The sequence below is a fragment of the Sphingobacterium sp. UGAL515B_05 genome (assembly GCF_033097525.1).
In the GTDB taxonomy this organism is placed as follows: domain Bacteria; phylum Bacteroidota; class Bacteroidia; order Sphingobacteriales; family Sphingobacteriaceae; genus Sphingobacterium.
Genome location: NZ_CP109907.1, coordinates 1,699,969 through 1,714,646 on the forward strand (window position 1 = coordinate 1,699,969; position 14,678 = coordinate 1,714,646).

The window sequence follows — 14,678 nt, forward strand, 5'->3', positions numbered from 1 at the left end:
AATAAAAACCAATTATTTGTGGAGTTTTTTTTAGCTATCACCTGTAAATTAATATATGAATGAAAGCTCATATATTTTAATTGGAAATAAGCTAAAATGGACTAGAGAATCGCTCCTATTAACCGCAAAAGAAGTAAGCCAATTATCATCAATTCCAGTAACAACTCTGCGTAGGGTTGAAAATGGCGATAAAAAATCCATCGAAAAATGGATTAATGAACTATGTTACTTATATCAGATAAATAGGACTAAAATTTATAGCTCACAATATAATATTCCAAATTGGAAAATTTTAAGAAGAAATGTGCTTGCAGTACATAGGGGCAACATTTTATATCTAAAATATATTAATAAAAGGCCATTTCCTAGAAAAGCCATTGAGTTCCGAATGATGCAGACGTCTTTTATTAACAGTTATAAAAACACTAGTGAGATAAGAGCCTTTTTACAAAAAACATACAACTGGACATTCAGCTATGAAGCAATTGTAATGGCATTAGACAGCCTTGCAGAAGAACATTTGATTGAAATAGAAAATGTAAAGGTAAATCCAAGGTCCTACAGAAAAACAAGAAAAAAGAGTAACAATATCCTGTCAGAATTATCACTACTCACCATAAAATTAGAGGAATTAACTGATTCAGAACTAAACCACTCAGTAACCCCAGCTTATGACAGAATGGCCGCAATGTTGCTAATCCTCAATAATGAAGTCATTTCAAGAGGAAATCTATACGAAAAAATAAATTACACAAATGCGTATAAAAATCATCAAAGATCTCTCAAAGTTTTAGAAAATCTAAAACTTGTTGAACAAACAGAAGAAAAGCCCAACAGTAGCAAACAAAAATACCGAATCACGAGCAAGGGAAGAGAATTATTAAATTCCAACGGCATTTAAAGTGAGTAATATTTATCCTTATTTAAATAGTCAAAATCAAATTAGCGATAGTTCTAAAATCATCGCAAAGAGATTTAATAGACTTTTTTCGGGAGAACTTAATGGGCTCTATGCAGATGAAATATATGGTCTCTCTAAAGCTTTAAAATGTAAGCCGAGTCAACTCTTCGAATACTTTTACGGCGAAGGAGAGCGTCCAATAATTGGGTTAAGCTAATGCAGCTCCCAAAAACGGCAAAAACCAAGTTGAAACTTTTTTTAATTTTTCCAATTCCAAAAAATTATTCCTATGTTAGATCAGCCGGTTGAAATATACCAACATCTAGCGAAGCGCCTTAATAAATAAGGCGCTTCATTATTAATAATAAGATTTTTTCATAACATAGTTAGTATTTAAAATTGTTCCTCTTTTATTGATTATAAAAGAGGATTTTTTGTTGAGTCAACCTTCTATAATCAAAAAGCCACTCCCTTTCGGAAATGGCTCAAAATAAATATCTATAAACTTTAAAAGTATTTGATTACAGTTTTTCGATTTCTTCGATAGAAAGCCCGGTTCCTTTAGCAATATCAGCAATAGGTAAACCCATTTTCTTAAACTCCAATGCAATGGCAATAGCTTCCTCGCGCTTACCTTCAATCTTACCTTCAATCTTACCTTTCTGAATTCCTTTTTTTTCAGCTTTATCTAATAAATATTCTTGAGTGCCCATAGTATCGCTCCTTCCTATTTTTGTTTTAATTTCTTCTTCAAACTTAGATAAATTGCCTACAAAAAGCAATTTATCGATCTCTCCTCTGCCATTAAGGACTAATCTATTGAGGAAATATACTCAAAACTTCCTCATTATCAAAACTTACGTAATAAGTTAAAAAATCATATAACCCTTGTCGCGTATCCTTATCCATCTCCCTTTTCATCATCTCATCATAGAGATCATGCTTGATCACTTTCAATCCATCATCGCTTACTTTCTTGTTAACAATGGCCAAAAGAGCAGTAAGAACAATCACAGAAAATGGGTTCTTATTTGATCGCAATACCGACTCTTCCTGATCCATGATCTTGTAACTGTTAAAATCATAGCGCAATGACGTACCCATAAATTGCTGGCTATAGACCATAGGATGATAGCCTTTATTTTCATCTGCCAGGATCGCAATCGCTGTAATTGGAACCTTGTAACGATCCCATATTCTATAAAAATAGCGAAACATGCGCTCGGCCAAATCACCCCTGCCTTTATTGCTCTGGATCTCTACATGGCAGAGTACAAACTGTTCACGGCCATCATTTAAAAATACCTTCACAAGCTTGTCTACATAACGCACTCCCCTGCCGGTGTTTTCCGGAGGAAACAAAGTCTCAAACTCTTTATCGAGATAATCAAAGGGTCTGCTCAAATCAAAAACAGCATCTGCATCCGGAAAGATAAATCTTAGAAAATGCGAAAATGTTTGCTCCAAAATAGATTTCCACAAGGGATCATCTACACGCCTTCTTCTTGGACTCATAATTATTTATCAACTGGTTAACAACACAAAGATAGGAAACCGTCAAACAAAATACTAATTAAATTAGCATTTTGTTTGACGGTTTAATCCTAATACTGATGAAACCTGGAGCTTTTAGCAATAGCTTATATGCTCTAGTAAAGGTTTCTAAAATTCTTTCCAGCCATCTCCCCTTACGGGAAAGGTTAGCATCCAATGATTACGTTAGAAGGGGGCATATAGAAACAAACCCAAATTTGAATATAAATTCGAATCTTTGATCTAGATATAAATAAAGGATATTAAAGATGAACTACAACATATCATTCTCGGATATGGACCAATTGGCAGTTCAAGCAAACTCAAACAAGTCCAGCATTTCCTTAAAGAAAATGCGACGCCAAGCCAAGGAATTGAAAGACAAGAGTATTCCAAAAGTGAAGAAGAAAAATACTTAATTGATTTCGCAACGCAACATTCTCTGTTCTAATTAGGTAAAATAGATTAGCAAGCGTCCCTTAGCCAACTTTTTTGGCACAGTAAGCGACCAATAATTGGACTAAGCTAGGATAGCCGCAAAAACGGGGGGGGGAAAACAAACAGCAAAAAGTTATTCTTAACTTTTCAATTTCAGCAAACTGTTCCTATATCATTTTAGCTGGCCGAAATACACATTAGGAAAAGAATAGAAGTGTTACTACGCTCCAATTAATCATCTGACAATAAGCATCTTACACTAAAAAACACTGATGTACCGACACAGATGTCGGAGACATCCCCCAACCAAATGATACAATAACTTATTTTCCAATATTTTAACAGTATTTTTATATTCTAATATTGATTTCACATGATATCCGACTTAACAACATCTCTGATTCAAAGAAGAAAATTTCTGGCGGATTATCTGGAGTAGAAAATATAGGCTATATTGCTAGCGTAATAGAAAAGGTGAAAGACGATCTATATTACCCAGAATTTGAGAACAAACTTACCCACTTGGTGTTTTCAATCAATAAATTACATGCCTTCCATGATGGAAATAAAAGAACTTCTATAGGAGTTGGGGCTAGTTTTTTAGAACTAAATGGCTTCGACCATATAGTAACGAAATTTATAAGGGAAATGGAAAATATAGCGGTTTGCGTTGCAGACAACATAATCTACCGTGATTTTTTGGAAGAAATAATTCAATCAATTTTATTTGAAGACGATTATAATGAATCCCTGAAACTTAAAATTTTAGGTGCTTTACAAACAATTACTAATCAAGAAGATAATGAGTCTTCATTAGAAGGGAATGAATTTTAAAAACCCCAATATAAATCAGAGCATTGAAAAAGCCACTCCCTTTCGTAAATGGCTGAAAATAAATATCTATAAACTTTAAAAGTATTTGATTACAGTTTTTCGATTTCTTCGATAGAAAGCCCGGTGCCTTTAGCAATATCAGCAATAGGTAAACCCATTTTCTTAAACTCTAGTGCAATGGCAATAGCTTCTTCACGCTTACCTTTTTCAATGCCAGTCTTAAGACCTTTTTCTCGTTCCTGTTTTTTTATTGTTTCAATTACTCCCATTTCAATTGTGCCTCCTGTCACTTGATAAATGTATTGGTCAAATTTACTATTTATTTCTTTATCTCGTATAAATAGAAAACTCTTTAAAAAAACTAAAAAGCTCATTATACGATCTTTACTGTATCGATTCGTCTGAATCAGTGTACGTGCAATTATACTCCGCTGCTCCGCCAGCTCTTCTTCAGGAACTTTATCTTCCTGTAAGGATTTCTGACAAGCTAATACAATATACGCAAAAATATTGTCCATAACAAGAAGCTCATCCTCGCTATGATCAAAGATCTGATAATTAAGATAACGGAATTCCAACGATGTTCGGAATAATGTATAACTGTAGATAGCGGGCCGCCGCTGGCTACGATCGCCCGTAAAAACAGCTATCGTCTCTACTGGAACTCGATATCGGTCCAATAGACGATAATGGTACTGAAATATCCGATGTGAAAATCCCAGATCATTGCCTCCCTCTATTTCCGTATGCATCAAGATCCATTTCTCCGTACCATCTCGCAAAAACACCTTCACCAATAGATCCGCCATACGCTTGCCTTTTTTACGCTCACGGTCGGGGATGATCTCCAACAACTCTTTGTCCATAAACGTCAATCCCCGATCGAAATCAAAGATCGCCTCTGCTTCGGGATACATAAACCGCAGAAAGTCGGGAAAGTTATCTTCAAAGATAGCCTTCAGAAGTTCATCGCTCTTCTTTGAAGGCATAGACCCGTGCTGTACGCCCATAATTTGAGTCTTAATTATTTATTAATTGGTTAACAGTACAAAGATAGGAAACAACAAAATAAAATACTAATATAATTAGTATTTTTGTTTAAAAAGTAAAGTTATTACTTCACACCGAATTAGTTGATCCTTTGCATCTGTTGATACGTAAAAAGCTGTGGGTAATTTTTTGGAAGTTCAGTTGTCAGGTTATGCATTTGGAAATTATCACTTCTAATTCGACCATCAGGATCCATCAGTACATATCTCGGAATTCCGTTAAATTTAAATAATTCACGCAATGCTCTATATTCATCGGCAGAAACCCGATAGGATTCAAACATGCTATTTTTAACGATATAATCTTTATAAAACTCCATATCTGGAGTTCCATCGACGTCCGTCACAAAAACAAACGCCAAATTAGGATTATCTTTGAGTTTTAAGCGTTTTCCTTGCGACGATTCAATACCGGAGCGGCATGGGCCGCACCACTGTGCCCAAAAGTCCACAACAACGACTTTACCACGGTATTTATCTGTCATGCTCTTAAAAATAGTTGCAGCAGTTGTATGGGGTAGCAAATAGCCGTTTTTGGATTTCTTCACACGTTCCGCCAGTTGAAGCGCTTCATACCTTAAATCTCTATTTTTTAACACGGCCAATAATTGTTCTGTAGTTTTTGTTATCCCAACTGTATCAGCTGCACCATTTAATGCAGACCGCAAGGTACGTAGTTTCGCAACTTCCGAGACCAACGTAGTGGCTATCGTTGGGTTAGATTTTTGATTTGCCGAATCCAATACCAAATATAAATTCCCTTTACGTTGACTATTTAAGGCATCATAATAGACATCACGACTAAATAGTGTAGAATACTCAAATCGGTTAATAAAGGTTGAAAACTCATCCTGTACCAAAATAGCCGGATCATTTAAGTTTAAGCGAGCTATAAAATTAAAATAATCACTGGGTAGTGGCTCTTTTAGGAAGGCATTTGTAGGATTGTTACTTAGGTAATTCTTTCGATACATTTGCAGATCCATCAATTGCACTGCATACATGAGCGCAACTTGCGTATGGACTATATTTTTTATTTTTGGTGAAAAATCTGATTTCTTTAACCGTCCCTTTACTTCATTTTGCACCGAATCCCAAGCTGTCAAGAGTTGCTTTTTTATTGATGAAATTGGTTGCTCTTTCAAACGCCTTTCCATGCCCTGATAAAAGGCACGGGTGTTATTTCCCCAATCAAAGCCTACAAGCAGCTGATTCTCGGCAGCAAGAGGGCCTTCAAAACCCATTAACGCTAAATTTTGATCTGCTGTAACGCGAAATCGCAACGCTAGCGTCTGTCCCGGTTCGATATAAAATTTAAATTGGTCATTTTTAAAGTTAAGGTAACTAGTTTTCGGATTAGTAGCCAAGAAGCTCGCCTCAAAACGACCATCAGGATAAACCTGTACGGTAGTCGGATAATCTTCACGAGTCAGCTCATTACTGCTATAAATAATACCACTTGTAAATTCTAATGCAGGACTATAACCTTCGATAAATCCAACTAAACGTACCGTATCAAATTGGAAAAATTTGTCTTTATACGATACTAGATTTTTTTTCACTTTAGCATCCGCCAGCTTTTGCTTTATCCAGTCATTTGGATCAACTTTAAGCGGTTTTTCAGCAGATGATTGCGCTATAGCAAATGACAACAAGAAGAAAGTAAATAAAGAAAGTAATGATAACTTCATAACTAGGCTATTGGTTTCCATAAAGTTAATCATTTCATTTAGACAACAACGAATAAAATGGTTATAATTTAAATTTCCCTTCCCATAGGAATAAACCAATTTTTGAATAGATACAATAGATTGATTATTCATCCAATTAGATAAATTTCCGATAGGAAGACTTATGAGCAGCAGCCGCATATAATATACTAACTGCTAGAGAAATAAAATTTGAACCATGCAATAACTTTCAGTTATTATAACTATCTTTAAAATTATACAAAACTTAAAAATCACACCGCTTGCTTACTCTAATCGCAAAAAATATGCAATTTAAAACACCTCTCCGCCCTCTGCTTTTTGTCTGCGCCATCGGCCTGTTGTTTAGTTCTTGTCAAAAGGACGGCCCTTCTGAGCAGAAGGATCTTATCGATATTGAAACGAGAGATGCTGCATGGACGAAATTGAGTATCCCGGGACAGCTTAGAGGCACATCGGCTATTTATGGCAATATTGACGACACCTTGGTTGTGGCCACCATGTACAAGATTTATATGACTACAGATAAAGGAGCTTCGTGGCAAATGGTCAACGATGCTGGATTTGGCATACCTAGCTTCAGTATGTATCAGGGAGAACTGATGGCTTTAAGTAATTTCCAAGACCATTCGACAAGTCCGACTTTATTCTCGTTGGACCAGGGTAAAAATTGGAGCAGAAAGGGCAAATATGGGTATGAAGTCTATGATAAAATACAGGTCAATCGAAAAGAAACAAAGATCAGTGAAAACGAATCTTACAAAATCATCCCGCAGCCGAAAGAAATCATCGACAAAGAATATGGACGTCCGTTAATGCAGCCCGACAAATTAGTAAGGGTTACTGATAAAGGTGAACAGCTACTTGATTTTCCTTTCCGCCGACAACTGAACTATATTTACCACGATAAGAAAAACCGACTTTATATTGGCGCGGAAGGAACACGTTTTGAGTGGACTGTCAAAGGGAATGAGCGTACTTATCCGAAATCCACAGATACAGCGATCATTTACATCAGCAAACTCCCTATCAACGGACGATAACGAAACAACACTTAATTATTCGGAAAGAACAAGCGAATGATCGTCCCCTTACCCAGCTTACTGGAGAGATTAACGTTACCGTCCAGACGTTCCATCAACTCCTTAACTAAAGAGAGTCCTATCCCTGAGCCCTGTGCTGCAAGCGCATTTTTTGCGCGCTCATGGGCTTTAAATACAACATCCAGGTCTTCATCTGGAATGCCGATCCCATTATCTTCCAAATAGTAAACAATGCCTTTGCTTGTCTTTTCACTATAGATCGCCAGATAATCCTGCTCGGTATCTTTGGCATATTTCACAGCATTGGAAATGAGATTAAAAAAAATCTGATAAGCAACCCCACAGTCTGCATCCAGCTTGTAGAGATTTCCCAATCTAAACTCCAACTGTGATGCTGGATAAATAAGCTTTACCTCATCTATCCATTCTGCAATCTTTTTATCCATTTCTAAACATTCCCTAACCGGATTGACAGCTCTTATTTTATTTAGCTGAAGGGTTTGGTTGATAATAGACTGAATATTTTCTATGGCAGCTTGCATATTGTCGAACCATTTTTGCTGAACATCTTTAGGCAGACTTATATTTTTACGCAGCATATCATTTCCCATCTTTAGAATAGATAATGGGTTTTTTAAGTCATGTGAAAGGGTATTGGATAATAGATCCAGCTTTCTATTAAAAGATATTTGCTCTTTTTGGCTTTCAGCTTTATCATAGGCAAGTTTTCTTTCCGTCACATCCCATGAGGAATGTAAAATAGCATAAGTATTTCCTTTTTCGTCCAATAATGCTTTGTATTCGAAATCAAAGTACCGTTTGATAATATTTCTCCCGGATACGATATCTGCCGGAGTATCCTTGGCACGATAGGTAATCCCTGTCTTCCACACATTTTTCAAAATAGATGAAAACCCTTCTTTTTCAAAGCTGGGAAAACAGGCACACAAAGTATGTCCTAAAATTGAGCTGCTTGCATGCCATGTATCCAGCATCGCCTGGTTGGCAAAGGCAATATTGAGGTCCGCACTATCATAGATAGCCGTGGCTAAAGGAGACCGCTCCAGAACAGACAACAAAAAGTGCTCATCAAAAGGCATACAGAAAGAAATTTAGCAATCGTGAATGTATAGATATAGGGAACTCTAAAAAAATAAAGCAACAGAAATGATGCCATTCTTTATATCCCTTTTTCGTATCTTAACCTCTAAGAAAGTTTAAGATGAATAAAGTAGGAAAAAAAATTAGGTTACTTCGGCACCAAAAAGGTTGGAGCCAACAGGATGTAGCAAAAAAATTAGGGATTTCCATTCCCGCATTTTCAAAAATAGAAACCGGCATTACCGATCTTAACCTCTCCAGATTAATCCAGATCGCCAAGTTATTTAATTTTACAGCGGTGCAGCTTTTATCTTTTTCTGAAACAGATGACGTAAATGATTATGTTGACGGAATAACTTCAATTCAGCAAAAGCTGAAAGAACGGGAAGAGGAAATAATCCAGCTTCAGAAAAAAGCTATCGATCTCTATAGTCAGCTGTATAAGGATTGAAACTTCCAGTGGATTCTCTACACAGGCATTCATATCATATATCATTTTAATCTTAAAACGCTAACTGTATATAGATATCCGTATGAAAGCTGTTGCTCTTAATATTACGTTGAAATTTGTAAATTTGATCGCTGATTAGCTGTTTAAACAGCATACCATCTGGCCTTTTGAAAATTCTACAATGGACGCTACTGCAGAAAATAAGCTATTGATTTCGCTCTCCAATGGAAACGAACAGTGTTTTTTTGCTTTATATGACCGGTATAGTCAAGCCTTATTTTCCACTATTTTTCGAATGGTTAAAGATAAGCAGGTCAGTGAAGAGATCGTGCAAGATGTATTTCTGAAAGTTTGGCAAAAAAGAGCCAGCATCGATCCAAACCGAAGCTTTAAATCGTGGATTTTTACCATAGCTAAAAATGATGTTATTTCTTGGTATAGAAAATTAGCCAAAGAAACCGCGATGCAGGAAAACTTATACCAACATTTCGAGCAGCTCTACATCATGGAAAAAGAGGGTGATATACATGAGAAACAGGCCGCGTTATTAGAAAGAGCACTCGATACCTTAAGTGAGCGTAGAAAAGAAATTTTTATTTTATGTAAACTTGAACAGAAAAGTTACGAAGAAGTTGCGCAAAAACTGAACATTTCTGTTTCGACAGTGAGTAATGCCATGGTCAAATCCAATCAACATATCCGCCAATTTGTACAAGACCATTATGATGAAATTTTAGCGATTCTTGTAGCATTCTATTTTTTTTAAAAAAATCAAGATTACGATAGTGTTTTTGCTAATAAGTTGCGTATTAACTTATAGATATGGCAAAAAAAATAGATAATATTTACAAGAGCTATTTAGAGGGACGTATTAATCGGGTGGATCTCGATTGGTTGCTGCATTATTTTGAATATGCCAGCGACGAAGAATTGGAACGTCTAACTTCGATTGCTTCGAATGTCTTTGAGGAGGAGCAAACCGAACAATCCTTTGCTCCGCATATTGCCATTGTAAAGCAACGTTTGAAAGAGAGTCTAAACAAACCCAAGAACCAGCCGATCCGATTAAGACAAAGACTGCAATGGTGGGCAGCAGCTTCGATCTTGTTGGTAGCGGGATTGGCGACTTGGTTTTATTTGGGACAAGGCCCAAAAACTACCGATGTCACTGCGCCTTCAGCACCCACATTGTATGTTAAAGATAAGTCCGGAAAAGAAATTGCCATATTGCCCAAGACTGATTCTGTATGGCAGATAGGGGACATTGCATTTTCCCGTATCGACAGTCAAACCGTAAAAGTAATGGCGCTTGGCAAAAATCCAAGCTTGCAAACGATCTATACCCCCAATTCGGACTTTAGGCTTGTTCTGGAAGATGGTACTAAGATCACAATGAATGCCGCCTCCACCCTTAAATTTCAGGTTCCTTTTGATGCCGTCAAAAGAGACGTATCCTTAGACGGTGAAGGATATTTTGAGGTCACTCATGATGCCCGGAGGCCATTTACAGTAACTGCTGGTGCTGCAAAAGTCGAAGTGCTCGGAACCGTATTTAACGTACGCAATTATGCAAGCGATGGCCATGTTACCACTTCCCTCCTGTCTGGACGGATCGCTTTAAGTAAATCGGGCACAGCTGAAAGGATGATACTTCGTCCAGGGGAAACAGCTGTAACCGATCAAAAAGGAATACATATCCAACATCTAACGCCAAAACAAGCTGTCGCATGGACGGCCGGCTACTTTGATTACCGGGATCAGTCACTTCGCGTAATTCTGTCTGATCTGTCAAGATGGTACGGTGTTGATGTTGATACCATCGCGCTACCGACAGATCGGTCGATTTATATGAAGGTCCGGAAAAATATCTCCCTACAGGAAATGTTACGGCTCTTAAATGAAGCGAGCGCCTTAGATTTTCAATTGAACAATAAAAAGATCGTTTTAAAAACAACCATCAAAAAATAAAAACAACTAAATAGTACATTTACCTTCATCTACCATGTCACACCTAACCAAAAAGCGACCGGTATTTTTGCGGAAATACCTGAGTTTGGCCGCTGGAATTGCCCTGATGAGCATGATCGACCCCTATGAATTACATGCACAGCAGGTCGAATTGAACTTTAAAAATGCCAATGTCAAAGAGGTCATTACGAGCCTATCGGATCACTATGGCTATGAATTTGTGTTCGACGGCAACCTATTAAAAACCGCCCGTCCCATCAGTGTCAACCTCAAACTATCAAGCATTGAAGATGCCTTATCCATTTTGTTTAAGGATCAACCTTTCAGCTACCGCCTTGAGAATAAACGGATTATTCTCTATCGTAAAACTGTATCGACCAATAGTCAGCTTGTACGCGGAAAAGTAATCGACAGTCTGGGCAATACCATTGCCGGTGTGTCGATCCATAACCTGCAGGACAATAGCCAGGCGATGAGTTCGGGCGATGGTGATTTTGAGCTGAACGTGACAAGCCCGGAGATCCAATTGTCGTTTAGACATGTCTCTTTTAATGAAAAAGTCATGCGTTTCAGTCCCGAGCAAGTAACAAGACCGGTCCGCGTGATGTTGAGCACAAAGGAGTCAATGCTCAACGAAATTATGATCACGGGTTATCAACGAATCAGTAAAGAACGTAGTCCCGGAGCTTATTCCATGATCAATAATGACCAGTTAAACAAACAGATTAATGTCGATTTGGCTTCCGCCCTGGAAGGCCAAGTAGCTGGGTTGACCTATATCAAAAACCCCGCGCGCGTTGCTGCAGACAATCCCGTACTTCGCGGAATCGGTACCTATTCCAGTGACGTGACCACCAATCCGCTCATCGTCATTGACGACTTACCCACCGAGCTCACCTTAAACGATATCAACCCCTATGACGTAGAGTCTGTGACCGTGCTGAAAGACGCAACAGCTGCATCGATTTACGGAGCCAGGGCAGCCAATGGAGTTATTGTCGTAACCACAAAAAAAGGAAAAGGGCAAGGCGTCTCCGTCAACTTTAATGTCGATCAATTCATTACGCAGAAACCGGATATCGCCAAAATGCATTATGCCAGTACGTCCGATCTGATCGACTACGAAATTGATGTTTACAACAAAGAGCGTTCGCGCTATGCGAATACCGAATCTTTGTTCAATTACTATGGAAAGTTGGGTAGTGGAAGCTTAAAATACTATTCACCGCTGTACGATCTATTTCGTAAAGAGTCCATCGGGACAATTAATCAGCAAGAACGGGACGCAACAATAAATACCTGGCGGAACAACGATTACATCAAGGAGTTTACCGACAATGTCTGGCAAAATGAAACACGCCAAAGGTATAATGCAAGTATTTCCCAGAATTCGTCCAAAAGCAACACCTTTGTATCCTTCAACTACGACAAAGGAAAAGGACAGGTTGTCCACGAAAAAAACGACAAATTTAACCTGTATCTAAAATCGGCCTTTAATATAACCAAATGGTTGAATGCAACAGTGGGATTGAACGGCACATATTCCGTAAATAAAGAAACGGATGGCATTTACAATGATCTTTTCTTACAGCCTCGTTATACACGCATTAAAGATGAAAATGGCAACCTAGTCTATGCGCCTTACGTTGATCTTTCAAGTTCTATCGGGCCCGGATCGGCCATAAACGGTGAGACAGCAGAACAGATCGCTGCAAACGGAAATTTAAAAAGTACATCCTTTAATGTCCTTGAAGCCTTAGGCGAAGGTATCGAGAGTAACAAGAGTTTAAATCTTCGCGCATTTACATCGTTGCGGGCCACTATTTACAAAGGCCTCTCTTTTCAAACGCAGTTTTCCTATGAATTGGGACAAGCATCCCGTGAAAGTTTCTACGACGAAGATAGCTACATGATGCGTGTTGCCTCAAACGCGATGGTGAGCTATAATGCTGCCACAGGAGTATACACGAAAAACCTACCAGCAGGAGGCCGCTACTATCAATTCGAATCCAAACGGTACAACTATACCTTCCGGAATCAATTTAATTATGATAATACCTTTGGCCAATATGGCCAACATCAGCTAACCGCCCTAGCCGGCTTCGAGATGCGCCAGTCGCATGTACCGCGCCCTATCCAACAATTACTTGTGGGCTACAATCCCGTCACATTGACCTCCACCACCATCGACTGGGCCACATTGAGTAAATCTGGTATCACCAGCTATATCTACGGGGGGAATGTCCGCCTGGGCGACCTGAATGGCGTCGCACAAAAGGAAACCTTACACCGCTTCACCTCGCTTTACGCCAATGCCGGATATACTTATAGCAACAAATACAACCTCACGGGAAGCATACGGGTGGATCAGGCCGATCTCTTTGGGGTAGATCCGAAGTTTAAGTACCGTCCGTTATGGTCTGTCGGAGCAGGCTGGAATGTCAGCAACGAAGAATTTATGAAAAATAAAGACTGGTTGAATTCCCTCAAACTACGGGCAACATACGGTATTACCGGTAATGTGGACCAAGAAAGCTCAAGCTATGGTACGGCTACCTGGAAATCCGATAAACTTTTCCCCTACCTGCAATATCTGGAACAAAAATCATTACCAAACCCCATGCTGCGCTGGGAAAAAACAACAACGACAAACCTCGGTGTAGATTTTTCGATTTTCGACAACCGCCTGTCAGCTAGTATTGATGCCTATAATCGCTACAGCTCCGATTTGTTGATCGGTGCTGTTCTCGACCCAACTGTAGGTGCCAATTCGCGTGTTATCAACAATGGTGCATTACGCAACAAAGGGATTGAGTTTAACATCAATACTGTGTGGCTTAAAAGGAAAGATTTAACAGCAAGCACCCAACTGGTATTTTCCTTTAATAAAAACAGGGTCGAGAAAGTCAACGGCTTAACCGCTACCGCACAGTCCTATGTTGGCTCACCAACGAATTACTTTTTCCAAGGAAGAAGCTACAACGCTGTCCTGGCTTACCGCTATGGCGGCATGGTGAACGGCTACCCTTACTTTTTGGATCAAAACGGCGAATCCAATGTTATTTTTGATGAAAACGGTACCCCTACAAAAATTAATGCGATCAATTCGCCCGACGCGTTGGTCGACATGGGCACGCTATTCCCAAAATACACAGGGTCTATCAATCAGCGCTTACGCTATAAAGCATTCGATCTTTCGGCCATGTTTGTCTTCTCCGGCGGACATAAATTACGTAAAGATGCCATCGATCTGGCAAGTGATGAACTCACAAACGCTGGCTTGGTGAACCGATGGGCAGAAGGAGCCAATAACGATTACCCCCGTTTACTGGTCGATTATCCAGACAACCTACGTTCTTCCGCAGGAACCTTATCCACTTTATGGCGCTATAGTGATCAGCAGATTCTGTCGGCTGATTATATCAAGCTTCGGAACATAGCCGTTGGTTATCAGTTGCCCAAACAATTGGCCCATAAAGCAGGGATGCAAAACGTCAGATTAACGGCGCAGGTCAATAATTTATGGACATGGAGCGCAGCCGGCAATGATATCGATCCAGAATCCTACTCGCTCAATAGCGGAACGCGCTATCTGCCCCTGGCCAAATCATTCCTGATGGGACTTTCACTCACTTTTTAACCCGAATCTAC

Annotated in this window: 14 protein-coding genes; 9 read left to right on the forward strand and 5 right to left on the reverse strand. The window is 38.9% G+C overall.

Annotated features, from left to right (window positions below):
• Positions 1–55 precede the first annotated feature (55 nt).
• Both OK025_RS06815 and OK025_RS26755 read left to right on the forward strand, forming a co-directional pair.
• Positions 56–901 (forward strand): hypothetical protein, encoded by an 846-nt coding sequence (locus tag OK025_RS06815; RefSeq protein ID WP_317668837.1) that lies wholly within the window; start codon positions 56–58, stop codon positions 899–901.
• Between the two features lies 1 nt (position 902).
• A complete protein-coding gene (locus tag OK025_RS26755) occupies positions 903–1,118 on the forward strand; it encodes a helix-turn-helix domain-containing protein (RefSeq protein ID WP_411567690.1) in 216 nt (71 codons plus the stop codon).
• 304 nt (positions 1,119–1,422) lie between these two features.
• Here the strand turns inward: OK025_RS26755 and OK025_RS06820 are convergent, their stop codons facing one another.
• Both OK025_RS06820 and OK025_RS06825 read right to left on the reverse strand, forming a co-directional pair.
• Positions 1,423–1,683 carry a hypothetical protein gene (locus OK025_RS06820; RefSeq protein WP_248932871.1) on the reverse strand — a complete coding sequence of 87 codons (261 nt, stop codon included), beginning with the start codon at positions 1,681–1,683 and terminating at the stop codon, positions 1,423–1,425.
• A 34-nt stretch (positions 1,684–1,717) separates the two neighbouring features.
• Entirely contained in the window at positions 1,718–2,416 is a 699-nt protein-coding gene (locus OK025_RS06825; protein WP_317668838.1) for a hypothetical protein, read from the reverse strand.
• 287 nt (positions 2,417–2,703) lie between these two features.
• On the opposite strand from OK025_RS06825, the gene OK025_RS06830 reads away from it, so the two are divergent.
• On the forward strand, positions 2,704–2,853 hold the full coding sequence (locus OK025_RS06830; protein ID WP_317668839.1) for a hypothetical protein: 150 nt from the start codon (positions 2,704–2,706) through the stop codon (positions 2,851–2,853).
• A 382-nt stretch (positions 2,854–3,235) separates the two neighbouring features.
• Complete coding sequence (locus OK025_RS06835) at positions 3,236–3,706, forward strand: Fic family protein (protein ID WP_317668840.1); 471 nt, start codon at positions 3,236–3,238, stop codon at positions 3,704–3,706.
• Positions 3,707–3,795: 89 nt separating this feature from the next.
• Here OK025_RS06835 and OK025_RS06840 read toward each other — a convergent pair whose 3' ends face one another.
• Together OK025_RS06840 and OK025_RS06845 are read right to left on the reverse strand one after the other, a co-directional pair.
• Positions 3,796–4,716, reverse strand: a complete 921-nt coding sequence (locus OK025_RS06840; protein ID WP_317668841.1) for a hypothetical protein — start codon at positions 4,714–4,716, stop codon at positions 3,796–3,798.
• 119 nt (positions 4,717–4,835) lie between these two features.
• A complete protein-coding gene (locus OK025_RS06845; protein ID WP_317668842.1) occupies positions 4,836–6,446 on the reverse strand; it encodes a TlpA disulfide reductase family protein in 1,611 nt (536 codons plus the stop codon).
• A 305-nt stretch (positions 6,447–6,751) separates the two neighbouring features.
• Here OK025_RS06845 and OK025_RS06850 point away from each other — a divergent pair, with 305 nt between their 5' ends.
• On the forward strand, positions 6,752–7,507 hold the full coding sequence (locus OK025_RS06850) for a hypothetical protein (RefSeq protein WP_317668843.1): 756 nt from the start codon (positions 6,752–6,754) through the stop codon (positions 7,505–7,507).
• 11 nt (positions 7,508–7,518) lie between these two features.
• Here the strand turns inward: OK025_RS06850 and OK025_RS06855 are convergent, their stop codons facing one another.
• Positions 7,519–8,607, reverse strand: a complete 1,089-nt coding sequence (locus tag OK025_RS06855; RefSeq protein ID WP_317668844.1) for an ATP-binding protein — start codon at positions 8,605–8,607, stop codon at positions 7,519–7,521.
• Between the two features lie 122 nt (positions 8,608–8,729).
• Here OK025_RS06855 and OK025_RS06860 point away from each other — a divergent pair, with 122 nt between their 5' ends.
• The 4 genes from OK025_RS06860 to OK025_RS06875 all read left to right on the forward strand — a co-directional run bounded on the left by OK025_RS06860 (position 8,730) and on the right by OK025_RS06875 (position 14,667).
• Complete coding sequence (locus OK025_RS06860; protein ID WP_317668845.1) at positions 8,730–9,059, forward strand: helix-turn-helix transcriptional regulator; 330 nt, start codon at positions 8,730–8,732, stop codon at positions 9,057–9,059.
• 181 nt (positions 9,060–9,240) lie between these two features.
• Complete coding sequence (locus OK025_RS06865) at positions 9,241–9,825, forward strand: RNA polymerase sigma-70 factor (RefSeq protein ID WP_317668846.1); 585 nt, start codon at positions 9,241–9,243, stop codon at positions 9,823–9,825.
• A gap of 56 nt (positions 9,826–9,881) precedes the next feature.
• A complete protein-coding gene (locus tag OK025_RS06870; protein WP_317668847.1) occupies positions 9,882–11,027 on the forward strand; it encodes a FecR family protein in 1,146 nt (381 codons plus the stop codon).
• A gap of 34 nt (positions 11,028–11,061) precedes the next feature.
• Entirely contained in the window at positions 11,062–14,667 is a 3,606-nt protein-coding gene (locus OK025_RS06875; protein WP_317668848.1) for a SusC/RagA family TonB-linked outer membrane protein, read from the forward strand.
• Positions 14,668–14,678: the final 11 nt, after the last annotated feature.

Bases quoted from the DNA above. Each gene is read 5' to 3' on its own strand.
- OK025_RS06815 (WP_317668837.1), top strand. From the start codon at position 56: ATGAATGAAAGCTCATATATTTTAATTGGAAATAAGCTAAAATGGACT.
- OK025_RS06825 (WP_317668838.1), bottom strand. From the start codon at position 2,416: ATGAGTCCAAGAAGAAGGCGTGTAGATGATCCCTTGTGGAAATCTATT.
- OK025_RS06830 (WP_317668839.1), top strand. From the start codon at position 2,704: ATGAACTACAACATATCATTCTCGGATATGGACCAATTGGCAGTTCAA.
- OK025_RS06840 (WP_317668841.1), bottom strand. From the start codon at position 4,716: ATGGGCGTACAGCACGGGTCTATGCCTTCAAAGAAGAGCGATGAACTT.
- OK025_RS06845 (WP_317668842.1), bottom strand. From the start codon at position 6,446: ATGAAGTTATCATTACTTTCTTTATTTACTTTCTTCTTGTTGTCATTT.
- OK025_RS06850 (WP_317668843.1), top strand. From the start codon at position 6,752: ATGCAATTTAAAACACCTCTCCGCCCTCTGCTTTTTGTCTGCGCCATC.
- OK025_RS06855 (WP_317668844.1), bottom strand. From the start codon at position 8,607: ATGCCTTTTGATGAGCACTTTTTGTTGTCTGTTCTGGAGCGGTCTCCT.
- OK025_RS06860 (WP_317668845.1), top strand. From the start codon at position 8,730: ATGAATAAAGTAGGAAAAAAAATTAGGTTACTTCGGCACCAAAAAGGT.
- OK025_RS06865 (WP_317668846.1), top strand. From the start codon at position 9,241: ATGGACGCTACTGCAGAAAATAAGCTATTGATTTCGCTCTCCAATGGA.
- OK025_RS06870 (WP_317668847.1), top strand. From the start codon at position 9,882: ATGGCAAAAAAAATAGATAATATTTACAAGAGCTATTTAGAGGGACGT.
- OK025_RS06875 (WP_317668848.1), top strand. From the start codon at position 11,062: ATGTCACACCTAACCAAAAAGCGACCGGTATTTTTGCGGAAATACCTG.